The 26,845-nt window shown below is 58.6% G+C and carries 30 protein-coding genes; 11 read left to right on the forward strand and 19 right to left on the reverse strand.

The annotated features are described in order from the left end of the window. Nucleotides 1-83: 83 nt before the first annotated feature. From ACOQOY_RS09200 to ACOQOY_RS09220, 5 genes are all read left to right on the forward strand, one after another. Nucleotides 84-1,613: an ABC transporter ATP-binding protein gene (locus ACOQOY_RS09200; protein ID WP_420585142.1), complete on the forward strand. Its 1,530-nt coding sequence runs from the start codon at nt 84-86 to the stop codon at nt 1,611-1,613. A gap of 1 nt (nt 1,614) precedes the next feature. Next, nucleotides 1,615-2,712 (forward strand): ABC transporter permease, encoded by a 1,098-nt coding sequence (locus tag ACOQOY_RS09205; protein ID WP_420585143.1) that lies wholly within the window; start codon nt 1,615-1,617, stop codon nt 2,710-2,712. After that, nucleotides 2,712-3,680, forward strand: a complete 969-nt coding sequence (locus ACOQOY_RS09210) for an ABC transporter permease (protein WP_420585144.1) — start codon at nt 2,712-2,714, stop codon at nt 3,678-3,680. The genes ACOQOY_RS09205 and ACOQOY_RS09210 overlap by 1 nt, the downstream gene beginning before the upstream one ends. Before the next feature lie 239 nt (nt 3,681-3,919). After that, nucleotides 3,920-4,840 carry a sulfite exporter TauE/SafE family protein gene (locus ACOQOY_RS09215; protein WP_420585145.1) on the forward strand — a complete coding sequence of 307 codons (921 nt, stop codon included), beginning with the start codon at nt 3,920-3,922 and terminating at the stop codon, nt 4,838-4,840. A gap of 2 nt (nt 4,841-4,842) precedes the next feature. Further along, entirely contained in the window at nt 4,843-5,610 is a 768-nt protein-coding gene (locus ACOQOY_RS09220; protein ID WP_420585146.1) for a TIGR02186 family protein, read from the forward strand. Between the two features lie 3 nt (nt 5,611-5,613). Here ACOQOY_RS09220 and ACOQOY_RS09225 read toward each other — a convergent pair whose 3' ends face one another. The 7 genes from ACOQOY_RS09225 to ACOQOY_RS09255 all read right to left on the reverse strand — a co-directional run bounded on the left by ACOQOY_RS09225 (nt 5,614) and on the right by ACOQOY_RS09255 (nt 12,525). Next, nucleotides 5,614-6,342 (reverse strand): SDR family oxidoreductase, encoded by a 729-nt coding sequence (locus ACOQOY_RS09225; RefSeq protein ID WP_420585147.1) that lies wholly within the window; start codon nt 6,340-6,342, stop codon nt 5,614-5,616. After that, on the reverse strand, nt 6,339-7,871 hold the full coding sequence (locus ACOQOY_RS09230) for an ATP-dependent DNA helicase (protein ID WP_420585148.1): 1,533 nt from the start codon (nt 7,869-7,871) through the stop codon (nt 6,339-6,341). Before ACOQOY_RS09230 ends, ACOQOY_RS09225 begins: the two co-directional genes overlap by 4 nt. A 60-nt stretch (nt 7,872-7,931) precedes the next feature. Then, nucleotides 7,932-8,570 (reverse strand): acyl-homoserine-lactone synthase, encoded by a 639-nt coding sequence (locus tag ACOQOY_RS09235; protein WP_420585149.1) that lies wholly within the window; start codon nt 8,568-8,570, stop codon nt 7,932-7,934. An 84-nt stretch (nt 8,571-8,654) separates the two neighbouring features. Continuing rightward, a complete protein-coding gene (locus ACOQOY_RS09240; protein WP_420585150.1) occupies nt 8,655-9,374 on the reverse strand; it encodes a helix-turn-helix transcriptional regulator in 720 nt (239 codons plus the stop codon). Continuing rightward, on the reverse strand, nt 9,313-9,531 hold the full coding sequence (locus tag ACOQOY_RS09245) for a hypothetical protein (protein WP_420585151.1): 219 nt from the start codon (nt 9,529-9,531) through the stop codon (nt 9,313-9,315). The genes ACOQOY_RS09240 and ACOQOY_RS09245 overlap by 62 nt, the downstream gene beginning before the upstream one ends. A 206-nt stretch (nt 9,532-9,737) precedes the next feature. After that, nucleotides 9,738-11,024 carry a crotonyl-CoA carboxylase/reductase gene (gene ccrA, locus ACOQOY_RS09250; RefSeq protein WP_420585152.1) on the reverse strand — a complete coding sequence of 429 codons (1,287 nt, stop codon included), beginning with the start codon at nt 11,022-11,024 and terminating at the stop codon, nt 9,738-9,740. Between the two features lie 112 nt (nt 11,025-11,136). After that, entirely contained in the window at nt 11,137-12,525 is a 1,389-nt protein-coding gene (locus tag ACOQOY_RS09255; protein WP_420585153.1) for a 1-acyl-sn-glycerol-3-phosphate acyltransferase, read from the reverse strand. 143 nt (nt 12,526-12,668) lie between these two features. Between ACOQOY_RS09255 and ACOQOY_RS09260 the strand changes: the two genes are divergently transcribed. The 3 genes from ACOQOY_RS09260 (at nt 12,669) to deoD (ending at nt 15,807) form a co-directional block, all read left to right on the forward strand. Beyond that, nucleotides 12,669-14,636, forward strand: coding sequence for a methylmalonyl-CoA mutase family protein (locus ACOQOY_RS09260; RefSeq protein ID WP_420585154.1), 1,968 nt, complete (start codon nt 12,669-12,671; stop codon nt 14,634-14,636). 123 nt (nt 14,637-14,759) lie between these two features. Next, nucleotides 14,760-15,077: an H-NS family nucleoid-associated regulatory protein gene (locus tag ACOQOY_RS09265; protein ID WP_420585155.1), complete on the forward strand. Its 318-nt coding sequence runs from the start codon at nt 14,760-14,762 to the stop codon at nt 15,075-15,077. A 16-nt stretch (nt 15,078-15,093) separates the two neighbouring features. Further along, nucleotides 15,094-15,807 carry a purine-nucleoside phosphorylase gene (deoD, locus tag ACOQOY_RS09270; protein WP_420585156.1) on the forward strand — a complete coding sequence of 238 codons (714 nt, stop codon included), beginning with the start codon at nt 15,094-15,096 and terminating at the stop codon, nt 15,805-15,807. Between the two features lie 260 nt (nt 15,808-16,067). On the opposite strand, the gene ACOQOY_RS09275 is transcribed toward deoD, so the two are convergent. The 11 genes from ACOQOY_RS09275 to ACOQOY_RS09325 form a co-directional block, all read right to left on the reverse strand. After that, nucleotides 16,068-16,208, reverse strand: coding sequence for a hypothetical protein (locus ACOQOY_RS09275; protein ID WP_420585157.1), 141 nt, complete (start codon nt 16,206-16,208; stop codon nt 16,068-16,070). 151 nt (nt 16,209-16,359) lie between these two features. Then, nucleotides 16,360-16,608, reverse strand: coding sequence for a hypothetical protein (locus ACOQOY_RS09280; protein WP_420585158.1), 249 nt, complete (start codon nt 16,606-16,608; stop codon nt 16,360-16,362). 88 nt (nt 16,609-16,696) lie between these two features. Continuing rightward, on the reverse strand, nt 16,697-17,476 hold the full coding sequence (locus tag ACOQOY_RS09285) for a succinate dehydrogenase iron-sulfur subunit (RefSeq protein ID WP_420585159.1): 780 nt from the start codon (nt 17,474-17,476) through the stop codon (nt 16,697-16,699). 12 nt (nt 17,477-17,488) lie between these two features. Then, on the reverse strand, nt 17,489-19,297 hold the full coding sequence (sdhA, locus tag ACOQOY_RS09290; RefSeq protein WP_420585160.1) for a succinate dehydrogenase flavoprotein subunit: 1,809 nt from the start codon (nt 19,295-19,297) through the stop codon (nt 17,489-17,491). Nucleotides 19,298-19,322: 25 nt separating this feature from the next. Continuing rightward, nucleotides 19,323-19,694, reverse strand: a complete 372-nt coding sequence (locus ACOQOY_RS09295) for a succinate dehydrogenase, hydrophobic membrane anchor protein (protein WP_420585161.1) — start codon at nt 19,692-19,694, stop codon at nt 19,323-19,325. 11 nt (nt 19,695-19,705) lie between these two features. Beyond that, nucleotides 19,706-20,089, reverse strand: coding sequence for a succinate dehydrogenase, cytochrome b556 subunit (sdhC, locus tag ACOQOY_RS09300; RefSeq protein WP_420585162.1), 384 nt, complete (start codon nt 20,087-20,089; stop codon nt 19,706-19,708). 210 nt (nt 20,090-20,299) lie between these two features. After that, nucleotides 20,300-20,965: a DUF1194 domain-containing protein gene (locus ACOQOY_RS09305; RefSeq protein ID WP_420585163.1), complete on the reverse strand. Its 666-nt coding sequence runs from the start codon at nt 20,963-20,965 to the stop codon at nt 20,300-20,302. Between the two features lie 52 nt (nt 20,966-21,017). Next, nucleotides 21,018-22,046: a MaoC family dehydratase gene (locus tag ACOQOY_RS09310; RefSeq protein WP_420585164.1), complete on the reverse strand. Its 1,029-nt coding sequence runs from the start codon at nt 22,044-22,046 to the stop codon at nt 21,018-21,020. Continuing rightward, entirely contained in the window at nt 22,046-22,252 is a 207-nt protein-coding gene (locus ACOQOY_RS09315) for a DUF1737 domain-containing protein (protein ID WP_420585165.1), read from the reverse strand. Before ACOQOY_RS09315 ends, ACOQOY_RS09310 begins: the two co-directional genes overlap by 1 nt. 12 nt (nt 22,253-22,264) lie before the next feature. Further along, on the reverse strand, nt 22,265-22,819 hold the full coding sequence (locus ACOQOY_RS09320; RefSeq protein ID WP_420585166.1) for an NnrU family protein: 555 nt from the start codon (nt 22,817-22,819) through the stop codon (nt 22,265-22,267). A 6-nt stretch (nt 22,820-22,825) separates the two neighbouring features. Beyond that, entirely contained in the window at nt 22,826-23,683 is an 858-nt protein-coding gene (locus tag ACOQOY_RS09325) for an HpcH/HpaI aldolase/citrate lyase family protein (protein WP_420585167.1), read from the reverse strand. 169 nt (nt 23,684-23,852) lie between these two features. On the opposite strand from ACOQOY_RS09325, the gene ACOQOY_RS09330 reads away from it, so the two are divergent. Further along, a complete protein-coding gene (locus ACOQOY_RS09330; RefSeq protein WP_420585168.1) occupies nt 23,853-24,152 on the forward strand; it encodes a hypothetical protein in 300 nt (99 codons plus the stop codon). Here the strand turns inward: ACOQOY_RS09330 and ACOQOY_RS09335 are convergent. Continuing rightward, nucleotides 24,149-24,904 carry a sulfite exporter TauE/SafE family protein gene (locus ACOQOY_RS09335; RefSeq protein ID WP_420585169.1) on the reverse strand — a complete coding sequence of 252 codons (756 nt, stop codon included), beginning with the start codon at nt 24,902-24,904 and terminating at the stop codon, nt 24,149-24,151. The genes ACOQOY_RS09330 and ACOQOY_RS09335 overlap by 4 nt on opposite strands. A 160-nt stretch (nt 24,905-25,064) precedes the next feature. Between ACOQOY_RS09335 and mdh the strand changes: the two genes are divergently transcribed. Both mdh and ACOQOY_RS09345 read left to right on the forward strand, forming a co-directional pair. After that, the gene (gene mdh / locus ACOQOY_RS09340; RefSeq protein ID WP_170414978.1) at nt 25,065-26,027 is read left to right on the forward strand and encodes a malate dehydrogenase; all 963 of its coding nucleotides are present in this window, start codon (nt 25,065-25,067) and stop codon (nt 26,025-26,027) included. 71 nt (nt 26,028-26,098) lie between these two features. Continuing rightward, a complete protein-coding gene (locus tag ACOQOY_RS09345) occupies nt 26,099-26,845 on the forward strand; it encodes a hypothetical protein (RefSeq protein WP_420585170.1) in 747 nt (248 codons plus the stop codon).

Below are 26,845 nucleotides of genomic sequence, written 5' to 3' on the forward strand. Positions count from 1 at the left end.
ACGCGGGGCGGGGGTTTGACCTCCGCCCTGCCTCCATTTCGCTGCGCTGTCCGCGCGGCCCTTTCGGCAATTGAGGACAAGACATGACAGTCCCCGCCATTGAGCTCAAAGGGATTTCCAAAGCCTTTGGGCCGGTTCAGGCCAACAAAGACATCTCAATCAGCGTCGCCCCCGGCACGATCCACGGGATCATCGGTGAAAACGGTGCGGGCAAATCCACGCTGATGAGCATTCTCTACGGGTTTTACAAAGCCGACAAAGGCGAGATCTGGATCAACGGCACCAAGACAGACATCCCCGACAGTCAGGCCGCGATTGCCGCCGGTATCGGGATGGTGTTCCAGCATTTCAAACTGGTCGAGAATTTCACCGTTCTGGAAAACATCGTCTTGGGCGCCGAGGATGGTGGGATGCTGGCCCCTTCGCTTGCCAAGGCGCGCAAGGAACTGAAAGCGCTGGAAGAAGAATATGAGCTGTTCGTGGACCCTGACAAACGCATCGACGAGATTGGCGTGGGGATGCAGCAACGGGTCGAAATTTTGAAAGCTTTGTACCGCAAGGCCGAAATCCTGATCCTGGACGAACCCACCGGGGTTCTGACTCCGTCTGAGGCTGATCAGCTGTTCCGCATCCTCGACCGGCTGCGGGCCGAGGGGAAGACGATCATCGTGATCACGCACAAGCTACGCGAGATCATGGAGAACACCGACACGGTCTCGGTCATGCGGCGCGGGCAGATGACCGCGACGGTGAAGACGTCCGAAACCAGCCCCGAAGAACTGGCTGAGCTGATGGTGGGCCGCAAGGTTCTGTTGCAGGTCGACAAAGTGCCCGCAAAACCCGGCAAACCCATTCTTGAGGTCGAAAACCTTCAGGTGTTTGACAGCGCGGGTGTCGAGCGGGTCAAAGGCATCGACCTGACCGTCCGCGCTGGTGAGATCGTCGGAATCGCGGGTGTTGCAGGGAACGGCCAATCGGAGCTGCTTGAGGTTCTGGGCGGGATGCGCCCCGGTCAGGGTTCGATCAAACTGAACGGCCAAGCCTTGCCCCTGAGCGGCCATGGATCAGACGGTCAGGCCCGGCGCGCGCAGCACATAGCCCACGTGCCCGAGGACCGTCAGCGCGAAGGTCTGATCATGGACTTCCACGCGTGGGAGAACGTGGCCTTCGGTTATCACCGCGACCCGGCCTACAAGCGCGGCATCTTCATGGACAACGCCGCCCTGCGCGCCGATACCGAGGCCAAGATCGAGAAGTTCGATGTGCGCCCCCCCAATGGCTGGCTGACGGCGAAAAGCTTCTCGGGCGGGAACCAGCAGAAAATCGTCGTTGCGCGCGAGATTGAGCGCAATCCCGATCTGCTGCTGGTCGGTCAGCCGACTCGCGGCGTTGATATCGGCGCGATCGAATTCATTCACAAACAGATCGTCGCCCTGCGCGATCAAGGCAAGGCAATCCTTTTGGTTTCGGTCGAGCTGGAAGAGATCTTCTCACTCTCCGACCGGATTGCGGTGATGTTTGACGGACATATCATGGGCGAGCGCCTGCCGCATGAGACAGATGAAAAAGAACTAGGCCTACTGATGGCCGGTGTTGCGGGAGAGGCCGCGTAAGATGGATAAAATGCCCAAATGGGCCGATGTGGTGCTGATCCCGGTGATCAGCCTTCTGCTGGCCGCAATCCTTTCAGCACTGGTCATTCTGGCCATTGGTGAGAACCCGGTTGAGGCGGTGAACCTGATGGTCACCGGCGCGCTGGGGTCGACCTATGGCTGGGGCTACACGCTATACTACGCGACCAACTTCATGTTCACCGGGCTGGCCGTGGCCGTGGCGTTCCACGCGCGGCTGTTCAATATCGGCGGTGAGGGTCAGGCGATGCTGGGCGGGCTTGGCGTTGCCATGGTCTGCCTCTACATCCCTTGGCCGCATTGGAGCATTGCCCTGCTGGCCGCCGCCATCGCAGCCGCCTTGTTCGGCGCGGCATGGGCGGCTGTCCCGGCTTATCTGCAAGCCAAACGCGGCAGCCACATCGTGATCACCACGATCATGTTCAACTTTATCGCCGCGGCCTTCCTGAACTACATGTTGGTCAACGTGATGCGACCACAAGGCTCACAAGACCCGGCCACCGCGCGGTTCCCCGAAGCAGTGCATCTGCCGACCTTCCAGTCGATGTTCTCGACCGCCGAAAACGTGGTGTTCCGAGGCGCTCCTGCGAATATCTCGTTCTTCGTGGCCCTTCTGGCTTGCGTCGTGGTCTGGGCGCTGATCTGGCGCACGCGGCTCGGATACGAAATCCGCGCTTATGGCCATTCGGAAACCGGCGCCGTCTATGCCGGGATTTCTCCCGTGCGGATCACCATCGTCGCGATGCTGATCTCGGGCGCGCTGGCGGGAATGATGGCGATCAATAACGTGATGGGTGAGGCGGAACGGCTGGTTCTGAACTCGACCGAAGGCGCGGGCTTTATCGGTATCGCTGTTGCGCTGATGGGGCGGTCGCACCCGTTCGGCGTATTCCTCGCGGCGCTTCTGTTCGGGTTCCTCTATCAAGGCGGCGCGGAACTGGCGCTTTGGACGTCGATCCCACGCGAATTGATCGTAGTCATCCAGGCGCTGGTGATCCTGTTCACCGGAGCACTGGACAACATGGTTCGCATGCCGCTTGAGAAGTTGTTCCTGAGTCTGCGGAAGAAGGGGGCCGAGTGATGGAGTTTTTCGTTACCCTTATTCAGGTCCTCGATTCGACCATCCGTCTGGCAACGCCGCTGCTGCTGGCGTGTCTGGCCGGGCTTTATTCCGAGCGTGCGGGCATTTTTGACATTGGTCTGGAAGGCAAGATGCTGATCGCAGCCTTCTTCTCGGCTGCTATTGCGGCGGTGACAGGTTCCGTCTGGCTGGGCCTGCTGGCAGGGATCGGAGCGTCACTGGTCTTGTCCGCACTGCACGGCGTGGCCTCGATCACCTTCCGCGGCAATCAGCTGATCTCGGGTGTTGCAATCAACTTTCTGGCCTCGGGCCTGACTGTGCTGATCGCCCAAAGCTGGTTCCAACAAGGCGGGCGCACCCCGTCGCTGTTCGGCGGCGGACGGTTCGAACCGATCAACTTCCCCTTTGCCGAAGCGCTGAGCGGTGTTCCATTCATTGGACCGATCTACTCCGAATTGCTGTCAGGGCACTCGATCCTCGTCTACGTCGCCTTTCTGATGGTGCCGCTGACATGGTGGGTCCTATACCGCACCCGGTTCGGCCTGCGCCTGCGCGCGGTCGGCGAAAACCCGGCAGCGGTGGACACTGCCGGTGTATCAGTTGTCGGCCTGCGTTTCGCCGCTGTCGCCATCTGCGGCGTACTCTGCGGTATCGCGGGGGCCTATCTGGCCACCGCGCTGCAAGCCGGGTTCGTCAAGGAAATGACCGCGGGGCGCGGCTTTATCGCACTGGCCGCGCTGATCTTTGCGAAATGGCGGCCATGGCACGCGATGTGGGCCTGTCTGTTGTTCGGTCTGCTGCAGGCGATTGCGTTGCGGTTCCAGAACATTGATCTGGGCGGCGTGGTTATCCCGGTGCAGGTGATGGACGCCCTGCCTTATATCCTGACCGTCGTCATTCTGGCCGGTTTCGTGGGCAAAGCCATCCCGCCACGCGCAGGCGGCGAACCCTATGTGAAAGAACGCTGATAAGTCCAGTTTCGAACACAGATCAGTCCTGATCGCTGCAGAGCGGCATGCAGAGTTGATTTTGCATGCCGCAACCGTTCTAAAGGGGTATGCGAGTGTTCCCGATGATAAAACAGATCGAACTTTGCCCTGTGCGGGTGCCGGTCTTAGAGGAACACACCGCCTTCAATGTCTTTTTCTCTGTTCAGCCCGGTCGGATAACCCCGTGCGGGTCGTCTGACTACAATTGGTAATCCACTATGCAGATTTACCTTCCTATTGCCGAAGTCTCTGTCAATGCCTTCCTGTTGCTGGGGCTGGGCGGAATGGTCGGCGTCCTGTCAGGTATGTTCGGCGTGGGTGGCGGTTTTCTGATGACGCCGCTGCTGTTCTTCATTGGCATCCCGCCCGCCGTCGCCGTCGCCACCGAGGCCAATCAGATCGTCGCCTCGTCATTCTCGGGCGTGCTGGCGCATTTCCGACGAAAGACCGTCGATTTCAGGATGGGAACCGTGCTTTTGGTCGGGGGGCTGACGGGGGCCGCGCTTGGGGTCGTAGTCTTCAACTACCTCAAAAGTCTCGGTCAGGTCGATCTGCTGGTGACGCTGTGCTACGTTGTGTTCCTTGGCGTCGTCGGCAGCCTCATGTTCATCGAGAGCCTGCGGGCGTTGCGCAAGTCCAAGAAAGGCACGGCAGCCCCGCCGAAACGGCGGCAGCGCGGTTGGGTGCATTCCCTGCCGTTCAAGATGCGCTTTCGCACTTCGGGCCTTTATATCTCGGTCATCCCGCCGATTATGGTGGGGCTGTGTGTCGGCGTTCTGTCTGCGATCATGGGTGTCGGCGGCGGCTTTATCATGGTGCCGGCGATGATCTACCTGCTGGGGATGCCAACAAAGGTCGTGGTTGGCACCTCGTTGTTTCAGATCATTTTCGTGACTGGATTCACCACGATGCTGCATGCGACCACCAACTATACGGTCGACATCGTTCTGGCGGTCCTGTTGCTGATCGGCGGCGTCGTGGGTGCGCAGATCGGAACCGTTATCGGAGCGCGGATGCCCGCCGAACAGTTGCGGGTGCTGCTGGCCGCGCTGGTTCTGGTGGTTTGCGGCAAACTGGCGCTGGATCTGCTTATTGAGCCGTCCGAGCTGTTCTCTCTCGGCAGCGACGGAGGGCACTGATCATGCTGAAACGCCTGATTGCCCTGTTGATTTTGTGCTGCACGCCTGCCCTCGCCACAGAAGAGCAGGTGGTACTGGGGCTCAGCCAGGACCGCGTTGCGATTACCGCAACGTTCGATGGCTCGGAAATACTGATCTTTGGTGCGGTGAAACGGGAAACTCCGATCCCGCCCGGCCCTCCGCTTGAGGTGATTGTGGCCGTGGCCGGCCCCTCCAGCCCGGTAACGGTTCGGCGCAAAGAGCGTAAGCTGGGCATTTGGGTCAACACCGACAGTGTGCTGGTCGATCTTGCGCCCAGCTTTTATGCCGTTGCCACCAGCGGTCCGCTGGACGACATTCTGACCGACACCGAAGACCTGCGTTACCGTATCTCCATCGAACGGGCCATCCGCTCGGTCGGGGCTGCTATGCACATCCGCGGCGCTCAGGAATTTGCCGACGCGGTGGTCCGCATTCGCGAAAGCGAAGATCTCTATTCCATCCGCGAAAACACCGTTGCGGTAGATGAGCAGACGTTGTTCCGCACTCAGATCGCGATGCCCGCCGACCTGACCGAGGGCAACTATGCCGCCCGTATCTTCCTGACGCGCGGGGGGGAGGTCATTTCACAATACGAAACCGTCATCGACGTGCGCAAAGTCGGGCTGGAGAGGTTCCTCTACAACATGTCCCGCGAACAGCCGGTTTGGTACGGGCTGATGTCCCTGGTCATCGCTATTGCCGCTGGGTGGGGCGCGTCGACTGCATTCCGGCTGTTGCGCGAGAACTGACGCTTATCCGCGTCCGATATAGGGCATTGTCGTGGCCATCACGGTCATGAACTGGACATTCGCCTCGGGCGGCAACGTGGCCATATGCAAGACCGAACGCGCAGCGTCTTCGACGGCCATGGTCGGGTCAGGTTGCTGACCTGCTTCGACCGCGGCGTCGACCAAACCCTGCACCATCTGCGTGCGTGCGTTTCCGATGTCGATCTGACCACAGGCAATCCCAAAGCCACGGCCATCCAATGACAGACTGCGGGTCAGTCCTGTGATGGCGTGTTTCGTTGCCGAATAATGCACCGAGTTCGAACGCGGCACATGCGCCGCGATCGAGCCGTTGTTGATGATACGCCCACCCTGCGGCGACTGATAACGCATGATGCGAAACGCCTCACGCGCGCACAGGAACATGCCGTTCAGGTTCACATTGACGCTCTGGTACCAGTCTTCCAACTCAATCTCGTCAATCGTGCCACCGGGCGCGAAGATCCCGGCATTGTTGAACAGCACATCCAGACGCCCGGCTGTGTTCTGAAAGCTTTCAAAAGCAGCCTGGACTGCTTTGGCATCCGTCACATCCGCAATCAGCGGGATAGCATTCGCGTGGTCTGATGCCATCTGCTGCAACACGTCTCCGCGGCGAGCCAACAGGCCGACCGTCCAGCCCTCGGCCAGAAACAGTTCGGCGGTGGCACGCCCGATGCCCGAGCTTGCACCGGTTACAATAATGGATGTCATGTCTCTTCGGCCTCCAATGTCAGCGACGCGGCCGGGACAGCGCGCAGATCATCCACGCGTAGCGGATGGGTTGGCTTGGCCAGACGGTTGCGAACCACCCAGATCAACCGCTCCTGCGCGCGGGTAATGGCCACATAGGCCAGCCGTTTCCACAAGGGTTGCCCCGCCTCGGTCCGGCCCATACGGGCAGCGGCATAGATGTCGGGCGCAAAGACCTGCACTGTGTCCCATTGCGACCCCTGCGCCTTATGGATTGTCACAGCCGCACCGTGCAGAAAGGTCGCCCCCATGCGCGCGGCATAGGGGATGAAGGGTTCTTCCTCGTCCGGCATCTCGATCTTGACGATGGATGCAGCGCTGACCTGCGGGTCCTCGGCCCCCATAACATGCAGGCGCGAAAACCCCGGTTTGCGCCCCGGCCCCAGATAGATGACCTGCGCACCCTTGATCAGCCCGCGCGCCTCAAGATCCAGTCGTTTCTTCCGGTGTTTCAGCGGCAGTTCGATGCCGTCACAGATCAGCGGCTCGCCTTCCAGCAATTCGGTGTCCGGTGCGCCGTGAACATGCCGGAACGCCTGGATCAGACGAATGCGCGTCGCATTGCGCCAGACCAGAACCGGGCTGCGCGCCATCAGGTCGACCTCGACCCGCTGCCCCCAGACCACACGGTCGTCCCGGCGGGCGGTCTGTTCGACCAGACGTTCGAAATCCTCAAACCCCATCTGAGGGTCCGCCAGAGCATGCGCGAGGTCCAGAATTGGGTTATCCGCATCCTGCCGGTGGACGCGGTGCAGAATCTGCTTGCGCGGTTCCGGCAGAGCCTCAAACACCATGCTGCCCGACTGGTTCACCGGGGCCAGCTGGGCCGGGTCGCCGAACAGCAACAAGGTTGGGAAAATCTCTTGCAGGTCCTCGAACTGCCGGTCGTCTAGCATCGAAGCTTCGTCCACAAACCCGATATCCAAAGGCTCATCCCGGCGTTTCCAGCCGGTGATGAAGTCGGATCCGCGCAATCCGGCAGCAGCCAGAGCACCCGGTATGGATTTATTGTTCTCATAAAACGCTGCCGCGCGGTCCAGCGCCTCATCGGTCAAGCCTTCGATCTCGGGCCGTTCGTCATTGCCCGCCAGCCATTCCGCGATGCGTTCATATTCCGGGTCATAGACCGGAGTGTACAGGATACGGTGAATGGTCGTCGCAGGTACGCCGCGAAGGCGCAGCACGCTGGCGGCCTTGTTGGTGGGGGCAAGAATCGCCAGACTGCGCTTGTCGCGCGCCTTGCGGCTTTCAAAATCACCCGAGACGATCTGAACACCGGTCTCGGCCAGTGCCTTGTAAAGCTCGGCCAGCAAAAGGGTTTTTCCCGATCCCGCCTTGCCGATCACCGCCATCACTCCGGACTTCCCAGTCCCCGGCAGCTTGAGCAAGGCGTCGTCATCCAGATCCACTCCGGCCGATTTCAACATCTCAGAAATGTTGTCAAAGGCGGCGGCCTGATCGTCAGAGAAGGTCACGGGGGGCATAGACATGGCGCGACCCTACAGGGCCGCGCCGGCTATCACCAGAGAGGGATTTGCCTTTTCGCCCCATCAGGCCGACAGGGCAAATCGGTGCTGTCGCCCGGTGCCGAATGCGGTCTTGAACCACAGTCGCGAAAGCTCGCGCGGGATGCCCGCACGCTCGGCCACGCGGTTGCAGTCATCCGCAGAATAAGGCCACAGCCCAACCGAAATCTGATCGCGCCCTTTCCCTTCGGACCCCAGCACAGTCGGCGACGACCCGATCAACCGGTAGATCCGAATCATCCGCGCATCAAACACACCCGCGATATGGGTCAGACCAAAGCCCTCCATCATCTCGCCCCCGCTGAGCATGATCGCCCCGGCCGTGTGCGGGCTGGCGGTGCGGGACAGGCAGAACCGTGTGACCTCCCAAATCAGAGGGCTGCAGATCGGTTCACCCGGGTTCAGGTGGCCGAACACTTCGTTCACCATCACCGGCCCCGTGGTCGGCAGCACGCGCATCGAGCCGCCGTGGCTGCCGTCCTCCTCCTCCCAAATTACATAGAGAGGGTTTAGATCGTCATATTGATCCCGCTCTTCCCCTTTTTCGTTGACATGGACATCCCAACCCAGCCGGGTTTTGAACTGGTCTGCGCGGTCCCGAAACATGCCATCGGCGAGGTCTGGAAACTTGTGCAGCTCGTCCGCATACAAATAACGCAACATGACTTTTTTCCCCTTGTCGTCCTGTGCAGGAACGAAGGGGGTACAAAGTCATGGTTAATTTCTCGTTTGAGCTGCGCGCGCCTCTTAAACCACTATTAATCCTCGGCTGAGTGCCGTGGCGATGGCATGGGTGGTATTCTGCGCCCCAAGCTTGGCGCGGGCGCTTTCGATATAGACGCGCAACGTATGCTCGGAAATCGAAAGTGAATGCGCCACCTGCGCCCGGCTTTGGCCCAGCGCCAGCAAGGTCATCGCATCGACTTCGCGCGGCGACAGGCTGCGCGGCGAGTCAGGCTGACGATCACGCTCAAACTCCAGCGCTTTACGGTTGAAGTAATGCGCAATCAGGATCAACTCCCGGCCATGCGTTTCGATGAACTGTTCCCAGGTTTTGTCGTCGCAGGAATGATTGACCGTAAACAGCGCGAACTGTCCGGCTGGGCCACGGATCGGAATAGAATATCCCTGATTACCGACACCATGGGTTTTGGCATCCTTGTGGAAGGCCTTGGCCGCTTTGCCCGACCAGTCCAGTGTCTTCCAGTTGACCGGATGGAACCGTTGAAAACAGCCCAGGATAACCGGGTCGATACGGTGGTAGTTTTTTTCCTGATATCGCTCGGCCCAGGCATCGGGATAGGTCGTATAGCCGTATTGATCCCCGGCCCCGTCAACCCAATGGTATATCAGATGTTCGACTTGCAGCCTGTCTCGCAACCGGACGGCAACGCCGCCCAGTTCATCAAGCGTGTTGGTGTTTTCCAAGTCCTCCAGGACCTGGCTCATATCGAGTTTTGTTCCCATCCGCAGGCGTCCGTACCCCAGCCTTCATGGACGCGATCTCGGCGGCGGCGATCAGCTTGGTGTCATCCAACTGCTCGGCCAGCGCGATCAAACCGTTCTCAACAGCGAAGGCGTTGAGGTCCGACAATACGTCCAGTATCCACTCATTTTGCGCCATCAGGGTCTCTCCGAAACGGTTAACGAAGGGTTAACACAACCATAACATGCATAGTATTTTTCAGACTATTCGCTGGTTTCTACTCCCCAAAAATAGCGGGTCCTGGGAGCTTAAATGGCTGAAAAGATTAGACCTATGACCCAAAAAAGTGACACCCGCGCGCCGTTGGAACGACTCGCGGGTGCCAATAATTTTTTTTGTGCTGCTCAACTACGAGCGTCTAAAACCTCTTCCAGGGTCCGCATTCCCGTGCGCGGGGCCTGAACCAGAACCGACATGTTGCCCGGCTTATGTTCGTTGCGCATCATCTTCATATGCGCCTCGGGCAGGTCGCTCCACGAGAACACCTCGGACATGCAGGGGTCCAGACGGCGTTCGACCATCAACTGGTTTGCGGCGGCGGCCTGTTTCAGATGCGCAAAGTGCGAGCCTTGCAGGCGTTTCTGGTGCATCCACATATAACGGACGTCGAAGGTCAGGTTATAGCCGGTGGTACCGGCGCAGATCACGACCATACCACCCTTTTTCACAACGAAGGTCGAAACCGGGAAGGTGCTTTCGCCCGGGTGTTCGAACACCATGTCGACATTCACACCTTTACCGGTGATGTCCCAAATGGCTTTTCCGAACTTGCGGGCCTCTTTGAACCACTCGGCATATTCCGGCGTGTTCACAGTGGGCAACTGACCCCAGCAGTTAAAGTCCTTGCGGTTGATCACGCCCTTGGCGCCCAGCCCCATGACGAAATCGCGCTTGCTTTCGTCCGAGATCACACCGATCGCGTTTGCGCCTGCGGTGTTGATCAGCTGGATCGCGTAAGAGCCCAAACCGCCCGAGGCACCCCAGACCAGAACGTTCTGGCCCGGCTTCAGGTCATGCGGCTCGTGGCCGAACAACATCCGGTAGGCGGTGGCCAGCGTCAGCGTGTAGCACGCGCTTTCTTCCCAGGTCAGGTGCTTGGGACGCGGCATGAGCTGCTGAGCCTGAACATTGGTGAACTGCGCAAACGAGCCGTCCGGCGTCTCATAGCCCCAGATCCGCTGGCTGGGCGAATACATCGGGTCGCCGCCATTGCAGAATTCGTCGTCGCCATCATCCTGGTTGCAATGGATTACAACCTCGTCGCCTACTTTCCAGCGTTTGACCTTGTCGCCCACGGCCCAAACGATGCCCGACGCATCAGACCCGGCGATGTGGAACGGCTGTCCGTGGCCATCGAACGGGCTGATCGGCTTGCCCAGAGACGCCCAAACGCCGTTGTAGTTCACACCCGCTGCCATCACCAGAACCAGCACTTCGTTGCTGTCCAGCTTAGGCACGTCGACCACTTCCAACTGCATGGCGGTGTCCGGCTCTCCGTGACGTTCTTTCCGGATTGCCCACGCATACATCTGCTTGGGTACATACCCCATCGGCGGGATTTCACCCATCTCATACAGATCTTTTTCCGGTGCTTCGTAGGACGCAATGCCGCTGTCGGTATCCAGAGCCATGTTGGCCTCCCTTGTTCATAACTGATTGCCGCGATGCAGAATCGTCGGCTTTACCCGATGAGTATTGCCCATCTGGTAACATTGCAACCCATTTCGGGCCTATTTTGTAATTTTATGACCCAGCGGACGCAGAAATTTCTTTCGCAGTCGCAGAAATCGCTTTATTTTCACCTAGCGGAGCCGAAGCTGCGTAGTAGTTGAACAGATCCGTTCGCTGACCGGACGGGGATAATACGCCCCCGTCCCGCTTTAAAATGCGCCGATCAATCAATTGCTGGATCGCATCCTGAATATCTGAGTCGGCCAGCGCATCGGACACTCCACCATCGCTCAGCATCTGCCTGATCTGATTGATCGCGTCTGTTTCCAGCATTTGCCCTTTTTCACGAACGAGCCAACACGCAGCAGGACCCGGCACCAGCGGAATTGCGTCCCCAATGCCCTTCATCAAATCACGAGCTAGGTCTGTCATGAGATTATCCGGATGATCGGCGCTGAACGCCTGCAACGATATCGGCAACCCGTATCGCACCGAAGCGACACCAAAGCGCTGATACCGTCCAACCAAGCGTCGTCCGATCTGTTTCAGAATCCACCAGGTGATCACGCCGATTCTGGCGCGAAACCGTCGCTGGTTGCCCAGTGCGGCGCGGGTCAGAATCGTGTCCTCTAGCACGCGGTCATAATTCAGTGCGACCGGAACGAAGACCACATCGCGCCCCTCAGGCCCGGTGGCGTCAATGATATACTTAATCAGACCCAGCTTTGGTCGCCCCAAGGCCCCAGTCAGGCTCAGACCGCCTTCGGGAAACATGGCCTGCGTCACTCCGGCTTCGGTCGCGTGGCGCACGTAGCAGGCCAGCACCTGCCGATAGAGCTCACTGCCCGATTTGCGGCGGATAAAATACGCGCCCATTGCCCGGATCAGACGGCTGAGCGGCCAAACCCGCGCCCATTCCCCCACCGCGTAAGACAGGGCTGATTGTTGGGCCGCAAGATAAGTGACCAGAACATAGTCCATATTGCTGCGGTGATTCATGACGAAAACAACCGTGGCCTCGGGGTCAATGTCCTTGATCGCGTCCTCGTCTCTGTAACTGAGCCTTACATTGTAAAACGCATTGCTCAGCATTCGGGTCAGGCGAATGGCGATGCTGAAATAGGCCACAGCCGAAAACGACGGCACAATCTCGCGCGCATAGCGTTGGGCCTGCTCGAACGCCACGGCCTCAGGCACGCCGGTTTCCTGTGCGTGGGCCTGCACAGCTTGACCAACCTGCGGGTCGTAGATCAGCCGTTGAATCATGTCGTGACGCCGCGCCAGCTTGAATGGCTGGATCGGCCGTTGCAGCCGGGTGTTCAGCCGTTTGACCGCGCGTTCCAGACGACGACGGAAGAACCAACGCACCGAAGGAAACAGAAAATGCGAGGCCAACGTGACCACGGCAAACACCAGGATCAGCAAAAACAGCCAAAGCGGAAGTTCCACGGTCTGAGTCATGCGCGCACCCTGCCATCAAACGTAACGTCCTACAATCTGAAGACCTCATATGCCGCGACGCAGCGAATTGACATATCCCGAAAATTGCGCTTTGTAGCCATTGAGTGTAATTTTCTTACCCACCCGACGCACGAGGCCCAGAAATGTCGCAGACGCAGAAAGATCGCCCCTGGCTCATCCGAACCTATGCCGGTCACTCCACCGCCAAGGCATCAAACGCGCTGTATCGCGGCAATCTGGCCAAGGGGCAGACGGGGTTGTCGGTGGCTTTCGACCTGCCGACTCAGACCGGATATGACAGCGACCACACGCTTGCGCGTGGCGAGGTTGGCAAAGTCGGCGTGCCGATCAGCCATCTGGGCGACATGCGGGTTCTGTTCGACCAGATCCCGCTGGAACAGATGAACACCTCAATGACGATCAACGCCACAGCCCCATGGTTGCTGGCGCTGTATATTGCGGTGGCCGAAGAACAGGGTGCGGATGTCTCGAAATTGCAAGGCACGGTTCAGAACGACCTGATCAAGGAATATCTGAGCCGTGGCACCTATGTCTGCCCGCCGAAACCGTCGCTCAAGATGATCGCAGATGTGGCCGAGTATTGTTATACCAACGTGCCGAAATGGAACCCGATGAACGTGTGTTCCTATCACCTGCAGGAGGCCGGAGCGACTCCGGAGCAGGAGCTGGCCTATGCGCTGGCGACCGCCATCGCCGTGCTGGATGAGCTGCGCCCGCGTGTTCCCGCCGAAGACTTCCCAGCGCTTTGCGGTCGGATTTCATTCTTTGTGAATGCCGGCATCCGCTTTGTCACCGAGATGTGCAAGATGCGCGCCTTCGTCGACCTTTGGGATGAAATCCTGCAACAACGCTATGGGGTCGAGAACCCGAAGTTCCGTCGATTCCGCTATGGCGTTCAGGTGAACTCATTGGGATTGACCGAGCAGCAGCCTGAAAACAACGTCTATCGCATTCTGATTGAGATGCTGGCTGTGACCCTTTCGAAAAAGGCGCGCGCCCGTGCGGTGCAATTGCCTGCGTGGAACGAAGCGCTTGGGCTGCCGCGCCCGTGGGATCAGCAATGGTCAATGCGGATGCAGCAGATTCTGGCCTATGAGACCGACCTGCTGGAATATGGCGATCTGTTTGACGGCAACCCGGCAGTGGACGCCAAGGTCGAAGAATTGAAAGAAGGCGCGCGCGCCGAGTTGGCCAATCTCGAGTCGATGGGCGGCGCGGTTGCCTCGATCGAATACATGAAGTCCCGGCTTGTGGATTCTAATGCCGAGCGTCTGAACCGGATCGAACGGAACGAAACCGTTGTGGTCGGCGTGAACAAATGGACCGAAGGTGAGCCCTCGCCCCTGCAAACCGAAGATGGCGGCATCATGGTTGTCGACCCGGCGGTTGAGCAAGAGCAGATCAACCGGCTGAACGACTGGCGGTCCGAGCGGGATGATGCCGCCGTGACAGCGGCCCTGAACGCATTGCGCGATGCGGCAAAATCAGGTGCCAATGTGATGGAACCGTCCATTGCCGCCGCCAAGGCTGGCGTCACCACTGGCGAATGGGCCGAAGAAATGCGCAAAGCTTTCGGCACGTATCGCGGCCCGACCGGCGTGTCCGGTTCAGTGTCAAACAAGACCGAAGGGCTGGACGACCTGCGCGCCGCCGTCGACGCGGTCAGCGACAAGCTGGGCCGCCGCCTGAAATTCCTTGTCGGCAAGCCGGGCCTGGACGGACATTCCAACGGAGCCGAGCAGATCGCCTTCCGCGCCCGGGATTGCGGTATGGATATCAGTTATGAGGGTATCCGCCTGACCCCCGAGGAAATCGTCGCCGCCGCGATTGAGGACAAGGCCCATGTGATCGGACTGTCGATTCTGTCCGGTAGCCACATACCGTTGGTCGAGGACGTCATGGCCCGCCTGCGCAAGGCCGGTCTGGACAACGTTCCCGTGGTGGTTGGCGGCATCATTCCCGATGACGATGCCGCAAAACTCAAAGCTATGGGTGTTGCCAAAATCTATACGCCCAAGAATTTTGAGCTGAACGCGATCATGGGCGATATCGTGACATTGGTTGATCCGAAAAACCTCGCCGCTGAATAAAAATCTCATTTAAATCTACGCGTGCTATCTATCCCTTTACCGAAAGGGATAGATATTCATTTGCTTTGGAATTACGGTTGCCCTCGCGCCCATAAGGGGCGGTTTTGGGATTGGAGAATACAGATGGCGGTAAGCCTCGAAAAAATGTCGCGCAAGGAATTGCTGGAATTACGCGACCAGGTGGAAAAAGCTCTGAAATCGGCGGAAAAACGCGAACGGAAAGAAGCGTTGAAAGCGGCAGAAAAGGCAGCAGCAGAGTTCGGGTTTTCCTTGTCGGAGTTGTCGGCTGACGGGCCCGCATCGGCTAAGCCAGCAAAATCTAAAGCGAAATATCGGAACCCTGCTGTTCCCGAGCAGACATGGTCCGGACGTGGGCGCAAGCCACAATGGGTTCATGATGCTCTGAAATCCGGAGCAGATATTTCGGAATTGGAAATCTGACAGGATTGGTATTGAAATGACAATTCATATCGGTGCTGAAAAAGGCGATATTGCGGAAACGGTATTATTGCCGGGTGATCCTTATCGCGCGAAATGGGCAGCGGAAACGTTTCTGCAAGATGCCAGATTGGTTAATAACGTGCGGGGAATGTTGGGATTCACTGGCACCTGGAAAGGAAATCCCGTCACAATTCAGGGCAGCGGAATGGGGATGCCCTCGCTGTCAATCTACGCAAATGAGCTGATCCGGGATTTCGGAGCCAAAACCCTGATCCGCATCGGATCATGCGGCGGCATGCAGGACAGCGTCAAAATTCGCGATGTGATTCTGGCGATGACGTCGACCACGCTCAGCACGCCGTCGCGCGGCATCCTGAAGGAACTGAACTTTGCCCCTTGCGCCGATTGGGGCCTTTTGCAGGCTGCGGCACAGGCGGCAGCCTCGAAGGGTACCCCGACCCATGTCGGCGGGATTTATTCGTCGGATGTTTTCTATGACGAACGCCCCGATCTGAACGAACAGATGGTGCGGCACGGCATTCTGGGGGTCGAGATGGAAGCGGCCGAGCTATACATACTCGCCGCGCGCCACAACTGTCGCGCTCTGGCGGTTCTAACCGTATCCGATCACCTGCTGACCGGTGAGGCCCTGCCCTCGTCCGAACGTGAAAGCAGCTTTGGCGACATGGTCGAGATTGCCCTTCAAGCCGCCTTTCCAGACGCTGCGTAAATTGGAGGCAGGGCGCGACCAGCGCCCTGACCGCCTATTTGTCCTTCATACACGTGGTCGGTTCCTCGGCTCCTTGGTGTTGCGCACCGCAATAGGCACAAGTCCAATAGCCTTCCTTGCGGTGCTGCCGCCAGCGGCAATCCCGCGTCAGGGATGAGGTCCGTGACCGCCAGAAGAAATAGGCAAATACTCCTGCGGCCAGCAAAAGAAGAAGAACAGGCATGCCAAGGCATCGCCCAATCTGACGGCAAATTCAAGCGTCAGGCGGCGTTGGCGTATTCAAACAGATCAGGCTCTCGGGTTTCGGCGACGGGCGCAGGTTCCGGTGTGTAATAGGCCCAAGCCTGTTCAAGCGCTTCGAGTGCCTCGGCGGCTTTTGTTTTGTTGTTTTGTGTGCTCATCGGAGTGATCCTCGGTCAAGTTATTCACTCCTCCCTGACCGGCAAACTAGTCAGACGGCCCGGGGGTTTCATCACATCTTTTCGCAAGCTGGATATGCTAAAGATGCATAAAGGCTGGCACTGGTGTCTGCCAGCCTTGAGCTTTTGTAGGTTACGCTGCCATACAGGCGTTTGCTTTGGCGGCCTGCGCTTCACTGACACCATTACCGGGAACAAAAACCTCGGACTGCTTACCATCTTGGAGAACGTATTCAGTGGTAAATGAGCCACTAATCCCCGCCTGATTGGCGCATTCCGCCTGTTTGAAAACGAGATCTGCCCGATCGCCACCCGATCCGCCGCACGCTGAAAGAAGGATAACCGCAACGAAGGGCAAAGCCTTTACCAGTATTTGGATCATTGATGTACTCCGATATCTCAATGCCCGCATAACACGAAAAAACCCGGGATGTTTCCATCCCGGGTTTTGTCTTTTCTGGTGACTGTGATCAAACGGCCCGATCGACCATCATCTTTTTGATTTCGGCAATCGCCTTGGCCGGATTCAGACCTTTCGGACAGGTCTTGGCGCAGTTCATGATCGTGTGGCAACGATACAGTTTGAATGGGTCTTCCAGATCGTCCAGACGCTCACCCGTCGCCTCATCCCGGCTGTCGATGATCCAGCGGTATGCGTGCAGCAGCGCGGCGGGGCCGAGGTAGCGGTCGCCGTTCCACCAGTAGCTCGGGCACGAGGTCGAGCAGCTGGCGCACATCACGCATTCATACAGGCCATCCAGTTTCTTGCGGTCTTCGATGGACTGCTTCCACTCTTTTGCGGGGCGGTTAGTCTTGGTTTCCAGCCACGGCATGATCGAGGCATGCTGAGCGTAGAAATGCGTCAGATCAGGGATCAGGTCCTTGACCACCGGCATATGCGGCAGCGGATAGATTTTCACATCGCCCTTGATCTCATCCATGCCATAGATACAGGCCAGCGTGTTGATCCCGTCGATATTCATCGCGCAGGAGCCGCAGATGCCTTCCCGGCACGAACGGCGGAAAGTCAGGGTCGGGTCGATCTCGTTCTTGATCTTGATCAGCGCGTCCAGAACCATCGGGCCGCAGGTATCCATATCGACGAAATAGGTGTCGACACGCGGGTTTTGGCCGTCATCGGGATTCCAGCGGTAAATCTGGAACTTGCGCACATTGGTCGCGCCTTCCGGCTTGGGCCAGGTCTTGCCCGTCGTGATGCGCGAATTCTTGGGGAGGGTCAGTTGTACCATAAGTTCCTCTCCTTAGAACGTCCGCGCCTTGGGCGCGATTTTCTTGAGGCTGATGCCGCCTTCGTCTTCGGTGGTCAGCGGGTCAACAATGACCGGGCGATAGCTGAGTTCAACATTGTTGCCCTCAACCCGACTGACGGTGTGGACCCGCCAGTTTTCATCGTCACGCTCGGTGAAATCCTCATGCGCGTGGGCGCCGCGGGATTCCTTGCGCGCCTCGGCACCGACGATGGTGGCCAGAGCGCTTGGCATCAGGTTGGTCAGTTCCAGCGACTCCATCAGGTCGCTGTTCCAGACCAGCGAACGGTCGCTGACTTTAAGGTCGTCCATCTTGGCGGCGATTGCCGTCATCTTCTCAACACCTTCCGCCATCGTTTTCGAGGTCCGGAACACGGCGGCGTCTTCCTGCATGGTCCGTTGCATCTCAAGCCGCAGATCGGCGGTCGGGACGGCGCCGCTGGCGTTGCGCACCGCGTCGAAGCGATCGAACGCCTTATCGACCGACGCCTGATTCAGAATCGGGTTCGGCGCTTTTGCGTCTACAACCTCACCGGCGCGGATCGCAGCCGCGCGGCCAAACACCACAAGGTCGATCAGCGAGTTCGAACCCAGACGGTTCGCGCCGTGGACCGAGGCACAGCCGGCCTCACCCACAGCCATCAGGCCGGGGACAACAGCGGTTGGGTTGTCGGTAGTGGGGTTCAGAACCTCACCCCAATAGTTGGTCGGGATACCGCCCATGTTATAGTGCACGGTCGGCAGAACCGGGATCGGTTCCTTGGTGACATCGACACCGGCAAACACGCGTGCCGACTCCGAGATACCCGGCAGACGTTCGGCCAGTGCTTCGGCAGGCAGGTGGCTGAGGTTCAGGTGAATGTGGTCGCCATTCTCGCCGTGACCACGACCTTCGCGGATTTCCATGGTCATCGAGCGCGAAACATAGTCACGCGGCGCGAGGTCCTTGTACTGGGGCGCATAACGCTCCATGAACCGCTCGCCTTCCGAGTTGGTGAGGTAACCTCCTTCACCACGTGCGCCTTCGGTGATCAAGCAGCCCGAACCGTAGATGCCGGTCGGGTGGAACTGAACGAATTCCATATCCTGCAAAGCCAATCCCGCGCGGGCCACCATACCGCCGCCGTCGCCGGTGCAGGTATGGGCCGAAGTTGCGCTGAAATAGGCCCGGCCGTAACCACCGGTCGCCAGCACAACCATCTTGGCATTGAAGACGTGCATCGTGCCGTCGTCCAGCTTCCAGCAGACAACCCCTTGACACTGCCCGTCGTCGGACATGATCAGGTCGATGGCGAAGTATTCGATGTAGAACTCGGCGTTGTTCTTCAGCGACTGACCATAGAGCGTGTGCAGGATCGCGTGGCCGGTCCGGTCGGCTGCGGCGCAGGTCCGCTGCACGGCGGGGCCTTCACCGAATTCGGTCGTATGGCCACCAAAAGGACGCTGATAAATCTTGCCTTCCTCGGTCCGGCTGAACGGCACACCATAGTGCTCAAGCTCATAGACGGCCTTGGGAGCTTCACGCGCGAGGTATTCCATCGCGTCGGTGTCGCCCAGCCAGTCCGAGCCCTTGACGGTGTCATACATATGCCACTGCCAGTGGTCTGGGCCCATGTTGGACAGCGAGGCGGCGATACCACCCTGCGCGGCTACAGTATGCGAACGGGTCGGGAAAACCTTTGTAACACAAGCTGTGCGCAAGCCCTGTTCGGCCATGCCCAAAGTTGCCCGCAGACCTGCACCACCTGCGCCTACGACAACGACGTCGTATTCGTGGGTTTCATATTCATATGCTGCTGTCATTGTTCTTATTCCTTACCGCGCATCATCACAGGGAGAGTTTGACCAAGGCAAACAGCCCGGCACCCATCAGCGTGTAACCCAAGGCATACACGGCCGCGATCGAGACTTTCTCCATCACCCCATGCACGTAATCCTCAATCGCTTCCTGCACTTCGTACATAAGTTGCAGCAGCCCCACGACCAGCATCAGGCCCGTGACAATCGCCGGGAAGGGACGGCTGAAATAGGCCAGAACCTCCTCGTAGGTTCCGCCGATGCCTGCGCCGAAGGTAAAGATGAACACCGGAACCAGAACGGTCAGGATCATCGCACGCACCATTGTGTGCCAATGCGTTTGCGTTCCGGATTTACCTGCGCCCAGACCCTGCGCGCGTTTGCGGTCAGTCAGATATCGCATGTGCCGTCCCCTTAAACCGCAATCACAGTGATGATGGTCAGGATGGTCGCGCCAACGAACATGCCCAGCCCCAGTTTCTCGGCGACCTCGACATCGAGGCAATAGCCGAAATCCCACAGGACGTGACGCAGACGGCCCAGCGTGTGATACCACAGCCCCCATACCGCAGCGGTCAGAACGATGTCACCGAACCAGCTGCGCAGAAACCCGTCGATCCCGGCAAACACAATGTCCGAGGTCGAAGCGGCCAGCAGCCACCAGACAACCAGAATAGAAACGGCGAATACGCCAATCCCCGAGAGACGCACCATGATCGAAGACATGGATGTCATCTGCGGGCGATAGATCATAATATGTGGCGAGAGCGGGCGGTTGCCCCGATTGACATCGGCCATGTCGGCTCCTCTTACGTTGGCTACCCGTCGTTTTACCGTTTTTTGCCGTTCTGTCACGTGCTGCGGGTGCAAAATTAGGTAAAAACAGCGCAATCTCACAGATTTTTGGACTATGTGATCACACAAAATAGGGCTGTGATCACAAAAACGCCTTCAATGCTTGAATGTTAGCGTTTTCAACGCAAAAGCGTTGTGATCACGAATCTGCGCTTAGCGTTCCAATGCAGCGGATTGCTGGGTAACTTCGCGCAGCAGTTTTTTGCGTATCCGTTCCGGATAATCGGCAAATCCCGCTGCCGAGACCACAAAAGCCCCCTCGCCGACGATGACATTTTCAAAGAAATAGGCCGTTAGATCGGGTTCGCTTTCCTCAATCGCAATGGCATTGACCGTCACGCCGCGCGTGCGCAGCGTCTTGTGCAGCTCGGCAGGCTCGACCCCTTCGTTCGAGACCCCATCACCGGAAATATCAATGAGATGACGCTTGCAATCCGACACAACGTCAAAGCTGTCCATTGTCATCTCAAGCGCCTCTCCGATCGCGGTCGAAAAATTGCGCCAGACTCTGGGGTCATTGGCAACCTGATCGGCAAACTGATCCAGCGTGTCGAAACTGTCGATCCGGGTCCAGGGGATTGTGACCTTTTGGCGCGAGGACCCGGTCCATTGCACCAGCATCAGCTGCGCCTGCCCGCGCACCAGCGCCTCGGACACCAGCGGGTCGCGCAGACCTGCGGCAAGGCCGTCCATCTGTATCCGGTATTCCGTTGTATCGACCGAACCAGACACATCCACAGCCAAGGCCAACGCCAGATCGCATGCCATTGCGGGCGGGGTCAGCAATACACAGGCTGCGAGTGAACGAAGCAGGGCCATGACCGTAACCTAGCATGAATGATGCCGGCGGCGATCAAATGAATGTGCGTCCTCAGATCGGCATCAGCGCCCAGTAGTCGAGGTCCAGCAGTACATCCGGTTTATAGCGGCCATCCTCACCCTTCAGTTCAAATGGCGCGCCTCCTTTGGTGGCGACCAGACGCAGACGGATGGCACCAACGCCCGGCACATCGGTTTCGGCCTTGTCCAAAACTTCGGACCACGCCTTGATCGTCAACCCTGCAAAGCAAGGATTGGCATGGGCGCCACCGTTGAGGCCAACGATCATTTGCGCATTGGCCAGCCCGTTGAACGACAAGGCCCGCGCCATCGAGATCACGTGGCCGCCGTAGATAAGCCGCCCTTCTGGCCGGAAAGTCAGGTCGAAATGCACCTTGGCGGTGTTCTGCCAAAGGCGGGTGGCCAGCATATGCTCGGCCTCTTCCACGGTCACACCATCCACGTGGTCGATGGTCTCACCGATTTCGTAATCACCCCAGCGATGCGCCTCACCCGCAAGCGCAAAATCGTAGTTCGAGAAATTCAGACCGCGCGGCACCACCAGATCACCCGGCGCCAGAGCCTTTTTAAGATCAGGCACCACCGCCTCAGGTGCAGGGGCGTCGAGGTTGGATTTGCGCACCATCACCCAGCGGACATATTCCAGCACAACCTCATCGCGCTGGTTCAGCCCTCGGGTTCGGACATAGACCACACCGGTCTTACCGTTCGAGTTCTGCTTCAGCCCGATCACCTCGGACTCTGAGCGCAGCGTGTCACCAGAATAGACCGGCTTGAGCCAGCGTCCCTCGGCATAACCCAGATTGGCCACCGCGTTCAGAGAGATATCCGGGACAGTCTTGCCGAACACCACGTGAAATGCGGCCAGATCGTCAATCGGGCTTTGCGGCAGGCCACAATTCCGGGCGAACTCATCCGAAGAATAAAGCGCATGACGCGCGGGATAGAGCGCGTGGTATAGCGCGCGCTCTCCATCCGTTACGGTGCGGGGCACTGCGTGGTGCAGCACCTGCCCGATGGAATAATCCTCGAAAAAGCGACCCGGATTGGTTTTTGCCATTACTGCTGTCCCAGTTTCATGTCGGGGGAATAATCGACCTCGACCTCTTTGGTTACGGCCTGTGCGCAGCGCATCATGCGGCTGTTCTCGTCATAAGCGTATGAGGGGGAGCCATAAAGCTCCCACCCTTTGGCCAGCGCGTCCGAGACTTTGTGGCAGAAGGCAGCTGTGTCTTCCTCGGTCAGGATACGGTAGAGTTTTGCCATAAATTCAGCTCCTTATCCGCCGAACGGGGACGGGCCGACCAGCCCGTGAATATATCCGATCACGCCCAGCAGCACGATCGAAGCGACAAAGAACATTGCATCCTTGCCATAGGTTCCGGGCTGTCCGGGGGTCCATTCGGGCTCGGATTTGTTGATCACGATGACTTCGACAACCGCCCAGGCCAGCAAGCCGCCGAACAGGATGATCGACGCCAGATCGCCATTTACAAGCAAATGCGCGAACGCCCACAGTTTGAACCCGCCCAGCATCGGGTGGCGCAGCTTGTTCAGCAGACGGCCTTTGGTGCCTGCGGGGCTCATCAGGTAGATCGCGATCAGCACCAGCAGGTTGTTCACGTGGATCAAGAAGGTCGGCGGGCCCCAGACATAGATGAAGTCGGTCATGCGATAACCGAAGAACATCAACAGGATCGCCGCGACCAACGCAAGTGCCACCGCACCCTTGCCACCATTGCCCATGGCAGCGCGTTGCGCAGGCATTACACGTTTGAACAGATGGGCGGCCCACCACAGCGCCACCCCAAGGATCAGAAGAACAAAGCCCATGCTGGCTTACCCCGCTTGCAAAGCTGAAATCGCCTCTGCTTTTGCCAGAATTTCGCGGGCTGTTACAACATGCAGGTTTTCAACAATCTTGCCATCCACGACAGCAACGCCCTGCCCCTGCGCCTCGGTCTCTTCAAAGGCGGCGATTTGACGGCGAGCCAGGTCGATCTCAGCATCAGATGGCGCAAAGGCCGCGTTGGTGATTTCCACCTGAGCCGGATGGATCAGCGTTTTGCCGTCAAAACCCATATCGCGGCCTTGTTCGCATTCAGCAGCAAGACCATCCGCGTCTTTGAAGGCGTTATAGACGCCATCCACGATGATCAGTCCTTCGGCCTTGGCGGCCAGCAGACATAGGCCCAGCGAAGTCATCAGCGGCAGGCGGTCCGGGCGGAACCGGGTTTGCAGATCCTTGGCCAGATCGTTGGTTCCCATAACAAAGCCCGTCATCAGCGGATGGGCTGCAATTTCGGCAGCATTCAGCATCCCGCGTGGCGTTTCCATCATCGCCCAGATCGGCATGTCGCCGGTGAGAACGGCCAGCGCATCCACGTCGGCGGCCGAGTTCACCTTGGGCAACAGAACCACGTCGGCGTCCATCTCGCGCACAGCTTCGGCATCGGCGCGGCCCCATTCGGTATCCAGCCCGTTGATGCGCGCGATTTTCACCCGGTCGCCATAGCCTCCGGCGGCAAGGGCTGCCTTCAATGTCTCGCGCGCGTTGGCCTTTTCATCGGCAGCAACCGCGTCTTCGAGATCAAAGATGATAGCATCGACCGGCAGGGTCCGCGCTTTGTCCAGTGCCCGATCGCGAGAACCGGGAATGTAAAGAACAGAACGATAGGGGCGCTGACGAGGGTCCATTGACATCTCTCTTTGTAATAAAGTTGCGTGGAATGGGGCATTTTTTGCCGGAATGTTCAAGGAAAAAATCGCCGCAACGCAGCATTGCCGACGCAACGTTCGATGACTTAACCGGATTTCGGTTAACGCAACCCACTCTGAACCCAGAAGGAATCGAGAGGGTTCACATATGAAAAACACGTTGTTCAAGATGACGATGGGGCTTGGGATTATGGTTCTGGCCGCGCAGCAGGTGCAGGCCCGCACCTGCGCCCCACGTGAGGATGTGGTGAAACGGCTGGCTGAAACCTATGGCGAAACGCGTCGCGGCCTCGGTATCGCGCGGCAAGGCGCGGTGATGGAAGTCTATGCATCAGACCAAACCGGCAGCTGGACGATCACGGTAACGCTGCCGGACGGCATGACCTGCCTGATCGCCTCAGGTCAGGCGTATGAGCAGATGGCCGATGCGCTGCCTCCCAACGTCTAGGTCAGCGCATCCCAGATCAGTTTGCCGCCTGTCAGGGTCAGCAAAACATAGGCGATGCCGAAAAATACGCGTTCGGACAGCATGAAATGCGCCCGGACGCCCAGCCACGCCCCCAAAATTGCAAACGGCGTCAGCAACAGATCGGCCAGCGCCGTATGCCATGTGAACAGGCCAAGATAGGCATATGGGATGAACTTCGCGACATTGATCACCCAAAAGACCAGCACGGTTGAGGCCTGGAACTCGGTCTTCGAAAGGCGCTGAGACAGCAGATAGACGGCGGCGGGCGGGCCGCCTGCGTGGCTGACAAAGCTGGTGAACCCGGCGACCAGCCCCGCAAACAGTCCTGCGGGTGGCGGCAGGCGATTGGCGAAGCCGCGGATCCAGCCTTTGGATTGCGCCACATGCCAGATCACGAAGCCGACTGAGATGCCGCCGATCAGCAGCCGCAACAGATCATCGTCCGTCACACGATACAGCCAAGCGCCCAACGCCACCCCGGGCAGCGCCCCAAAGATCAGCAGGCAGGAATCCGACCAGCTCCAGCGTTTCCAATAGGGGCCAAGCGTGGCCACGTCGATAACCATCAGGATCGGCAGCATCAGCGCCAGCGCCTGTCCCGGCGTCAGGATCAGCGCCAGAATCGAGGACGACGCGAAGGCCACTCCGGACCCGAACCCGCCTTTGGAAATACCTGCAAAAATCACCGCCGGGATCGCCACAGCAAAAAACATCAGGTTCAGTTCGAACATGCAGCGTTCCGGTTTCGGCCAGTCTCACAAGCCGTTTAGCGCAATCACTTGGGGCAGTGCAATCGGTATGCGGTTGCATGCCGCGCCGTAGAAGGCTTGCGCGAAAGCCATTTAGGGACTAGCACAACCGCGATTTCAAAACCGACCGGAGAGATTCCAAATGGCCAGACCCAAGATCGCGCTGATCGGCGCAGGTCAGATCGGCGGCACGCTCGCCCACCTCGCAGCAATGAAAGAACTGGGTGACGTCGTCCTGTTCGACATCGCCGAAGGCACCCCCGAAGGCAAGGCGCTGGACATCGCTGAATCCGGCCCGTCCGAAGGCTTTGACGCCAAAATGAAAGGCACCCAGTCCTATGAGGACATCGCGGGCGCAGACGTCTGCATCGTCACCGCCGGTGTCCCGCGCAAGCCGGGCATGAGCCGCGACGACCTGCTGGGCATCAACCTGAAGGTCATGAAATCGGTCGGCGAGGGTATCGCCGCCCATGCCCCGAACGCGTTCGTGATCTGCATCACGAACCCGCTGGACGCGATGGTCTGGGCTCTGCGTGAGTTCTCGGGCCTGCCGCACAACAAGGTTTGCGGCATGGCTGGCGTTCTGGACTCGGGCCGTTTCGCGCATTTCCTGTCGGAAGAGTTCAACGTTTCGATGCGTGACGTCACCGCCTTCGTTCTGGGTGGCCACGGCGACACCATGGTGCCGTCGGTGCGGTATTCAACCGTTGCCGGTATTCCGCTGCCCGATCTGGTTGAGATGGGCTGGACCACGCAGGAAAAGCTGGACGCCATCGTTCAGCGCACGCGTGACGGTGGTGCCGAAATCGTTGGCCTGCTGAAAACCGGTTCGGCCTTCTACGCACCGGCCACATCGGCCATCGAAATGGCAGAAGCCTACCTGAAAGATCAAAAACGCGTTCTGCCCTGCGCCGCCTATTGCAACGGCGAGCTGGGTGTTGAAGGCATGTATGTCGGCGTCCCAACCGTCATCGGTGCCGGTGGTATCGAGCGCGTCGTCGACATCAAGCTGAACGAAGAAGAGCAGGCCGGTTTCGACAACTCGGTCAACGCCGTGAAGGGCCTGATCGAAGCCTGTAAGGGCATCGACAGCTCGTTGGCCTGATCTGAATTCGGGACGGCCTCTCCTGACGGGGCCGTCCTGCTTATTGAACCGCATCGCCCAAGGAAGACAGTATGTTTCAACCCTGCAACGGCATGCGGTACGTTCCCTTCCTCAAGGCCCTGCACCGGGCGCATGTCTTTGACTGGTACATGGAGGTCGGGTGCCGCACCGGCAGGACACTTGCAGATGTTCGCGGAAAAACCATCGCGGTTGACCCTTTTTTCAAAGTGACCGCGGATATCATTCAAGACAAACCGGCCCTTCATATTTTCCAGCAGAAAAGCGACGCGTTCTTCAAAACCGCGTTTCTTGAAAAAATGACGACCGGGATAAGTTTTTCCTTTCTGGACGGCATGCACCTGTTCGAATTCCTGCTGCGCGACATCATCAACACCGAAAGAAACTCAAAGCCTGACGGTGTGATCGCCCTGCATGACTGCATCCCATATGATCACGAGATGACCTCGCGCATCGTCGGGCCAGAGGACACCGGGGCGTGGACTGGCGATGTCTGGAAACTGATCCCAATTCTTCAGCGATACAGGCCCGACCTGAATATCGACGTTCTGGATTGCCGCCCAACCGGGCTGGTCCTGCTGTCGGGGCTGTCCCCCGGGGATGCGACCCTGAGCGAATATTACGACCAAATCCTTGCCGAATGGACGAATGTGACACTGGAAGAGTTCGGAACTGAGCGGTTCTTCGGTCTGTTCGAGTACAAATCAGGCAAAGCCGAAGCCAAAGCCGGGTTCCCTGCGTTTGCCCATCTGTCGCTCGAGGCAGAGGCGCAACAAAAGCCTGAATTCGTCTCGCCGTAA

The organism is Ruegeria sp., assembly GCF_965221235.1.
In the GTDB taxonomy this organism is placed as follows: domain Bacteria; phylum Pseudomonadota; class Alphaproteobacteria; order Rhodobacterales; family Rhodobacteraceae; genus Ruegeria.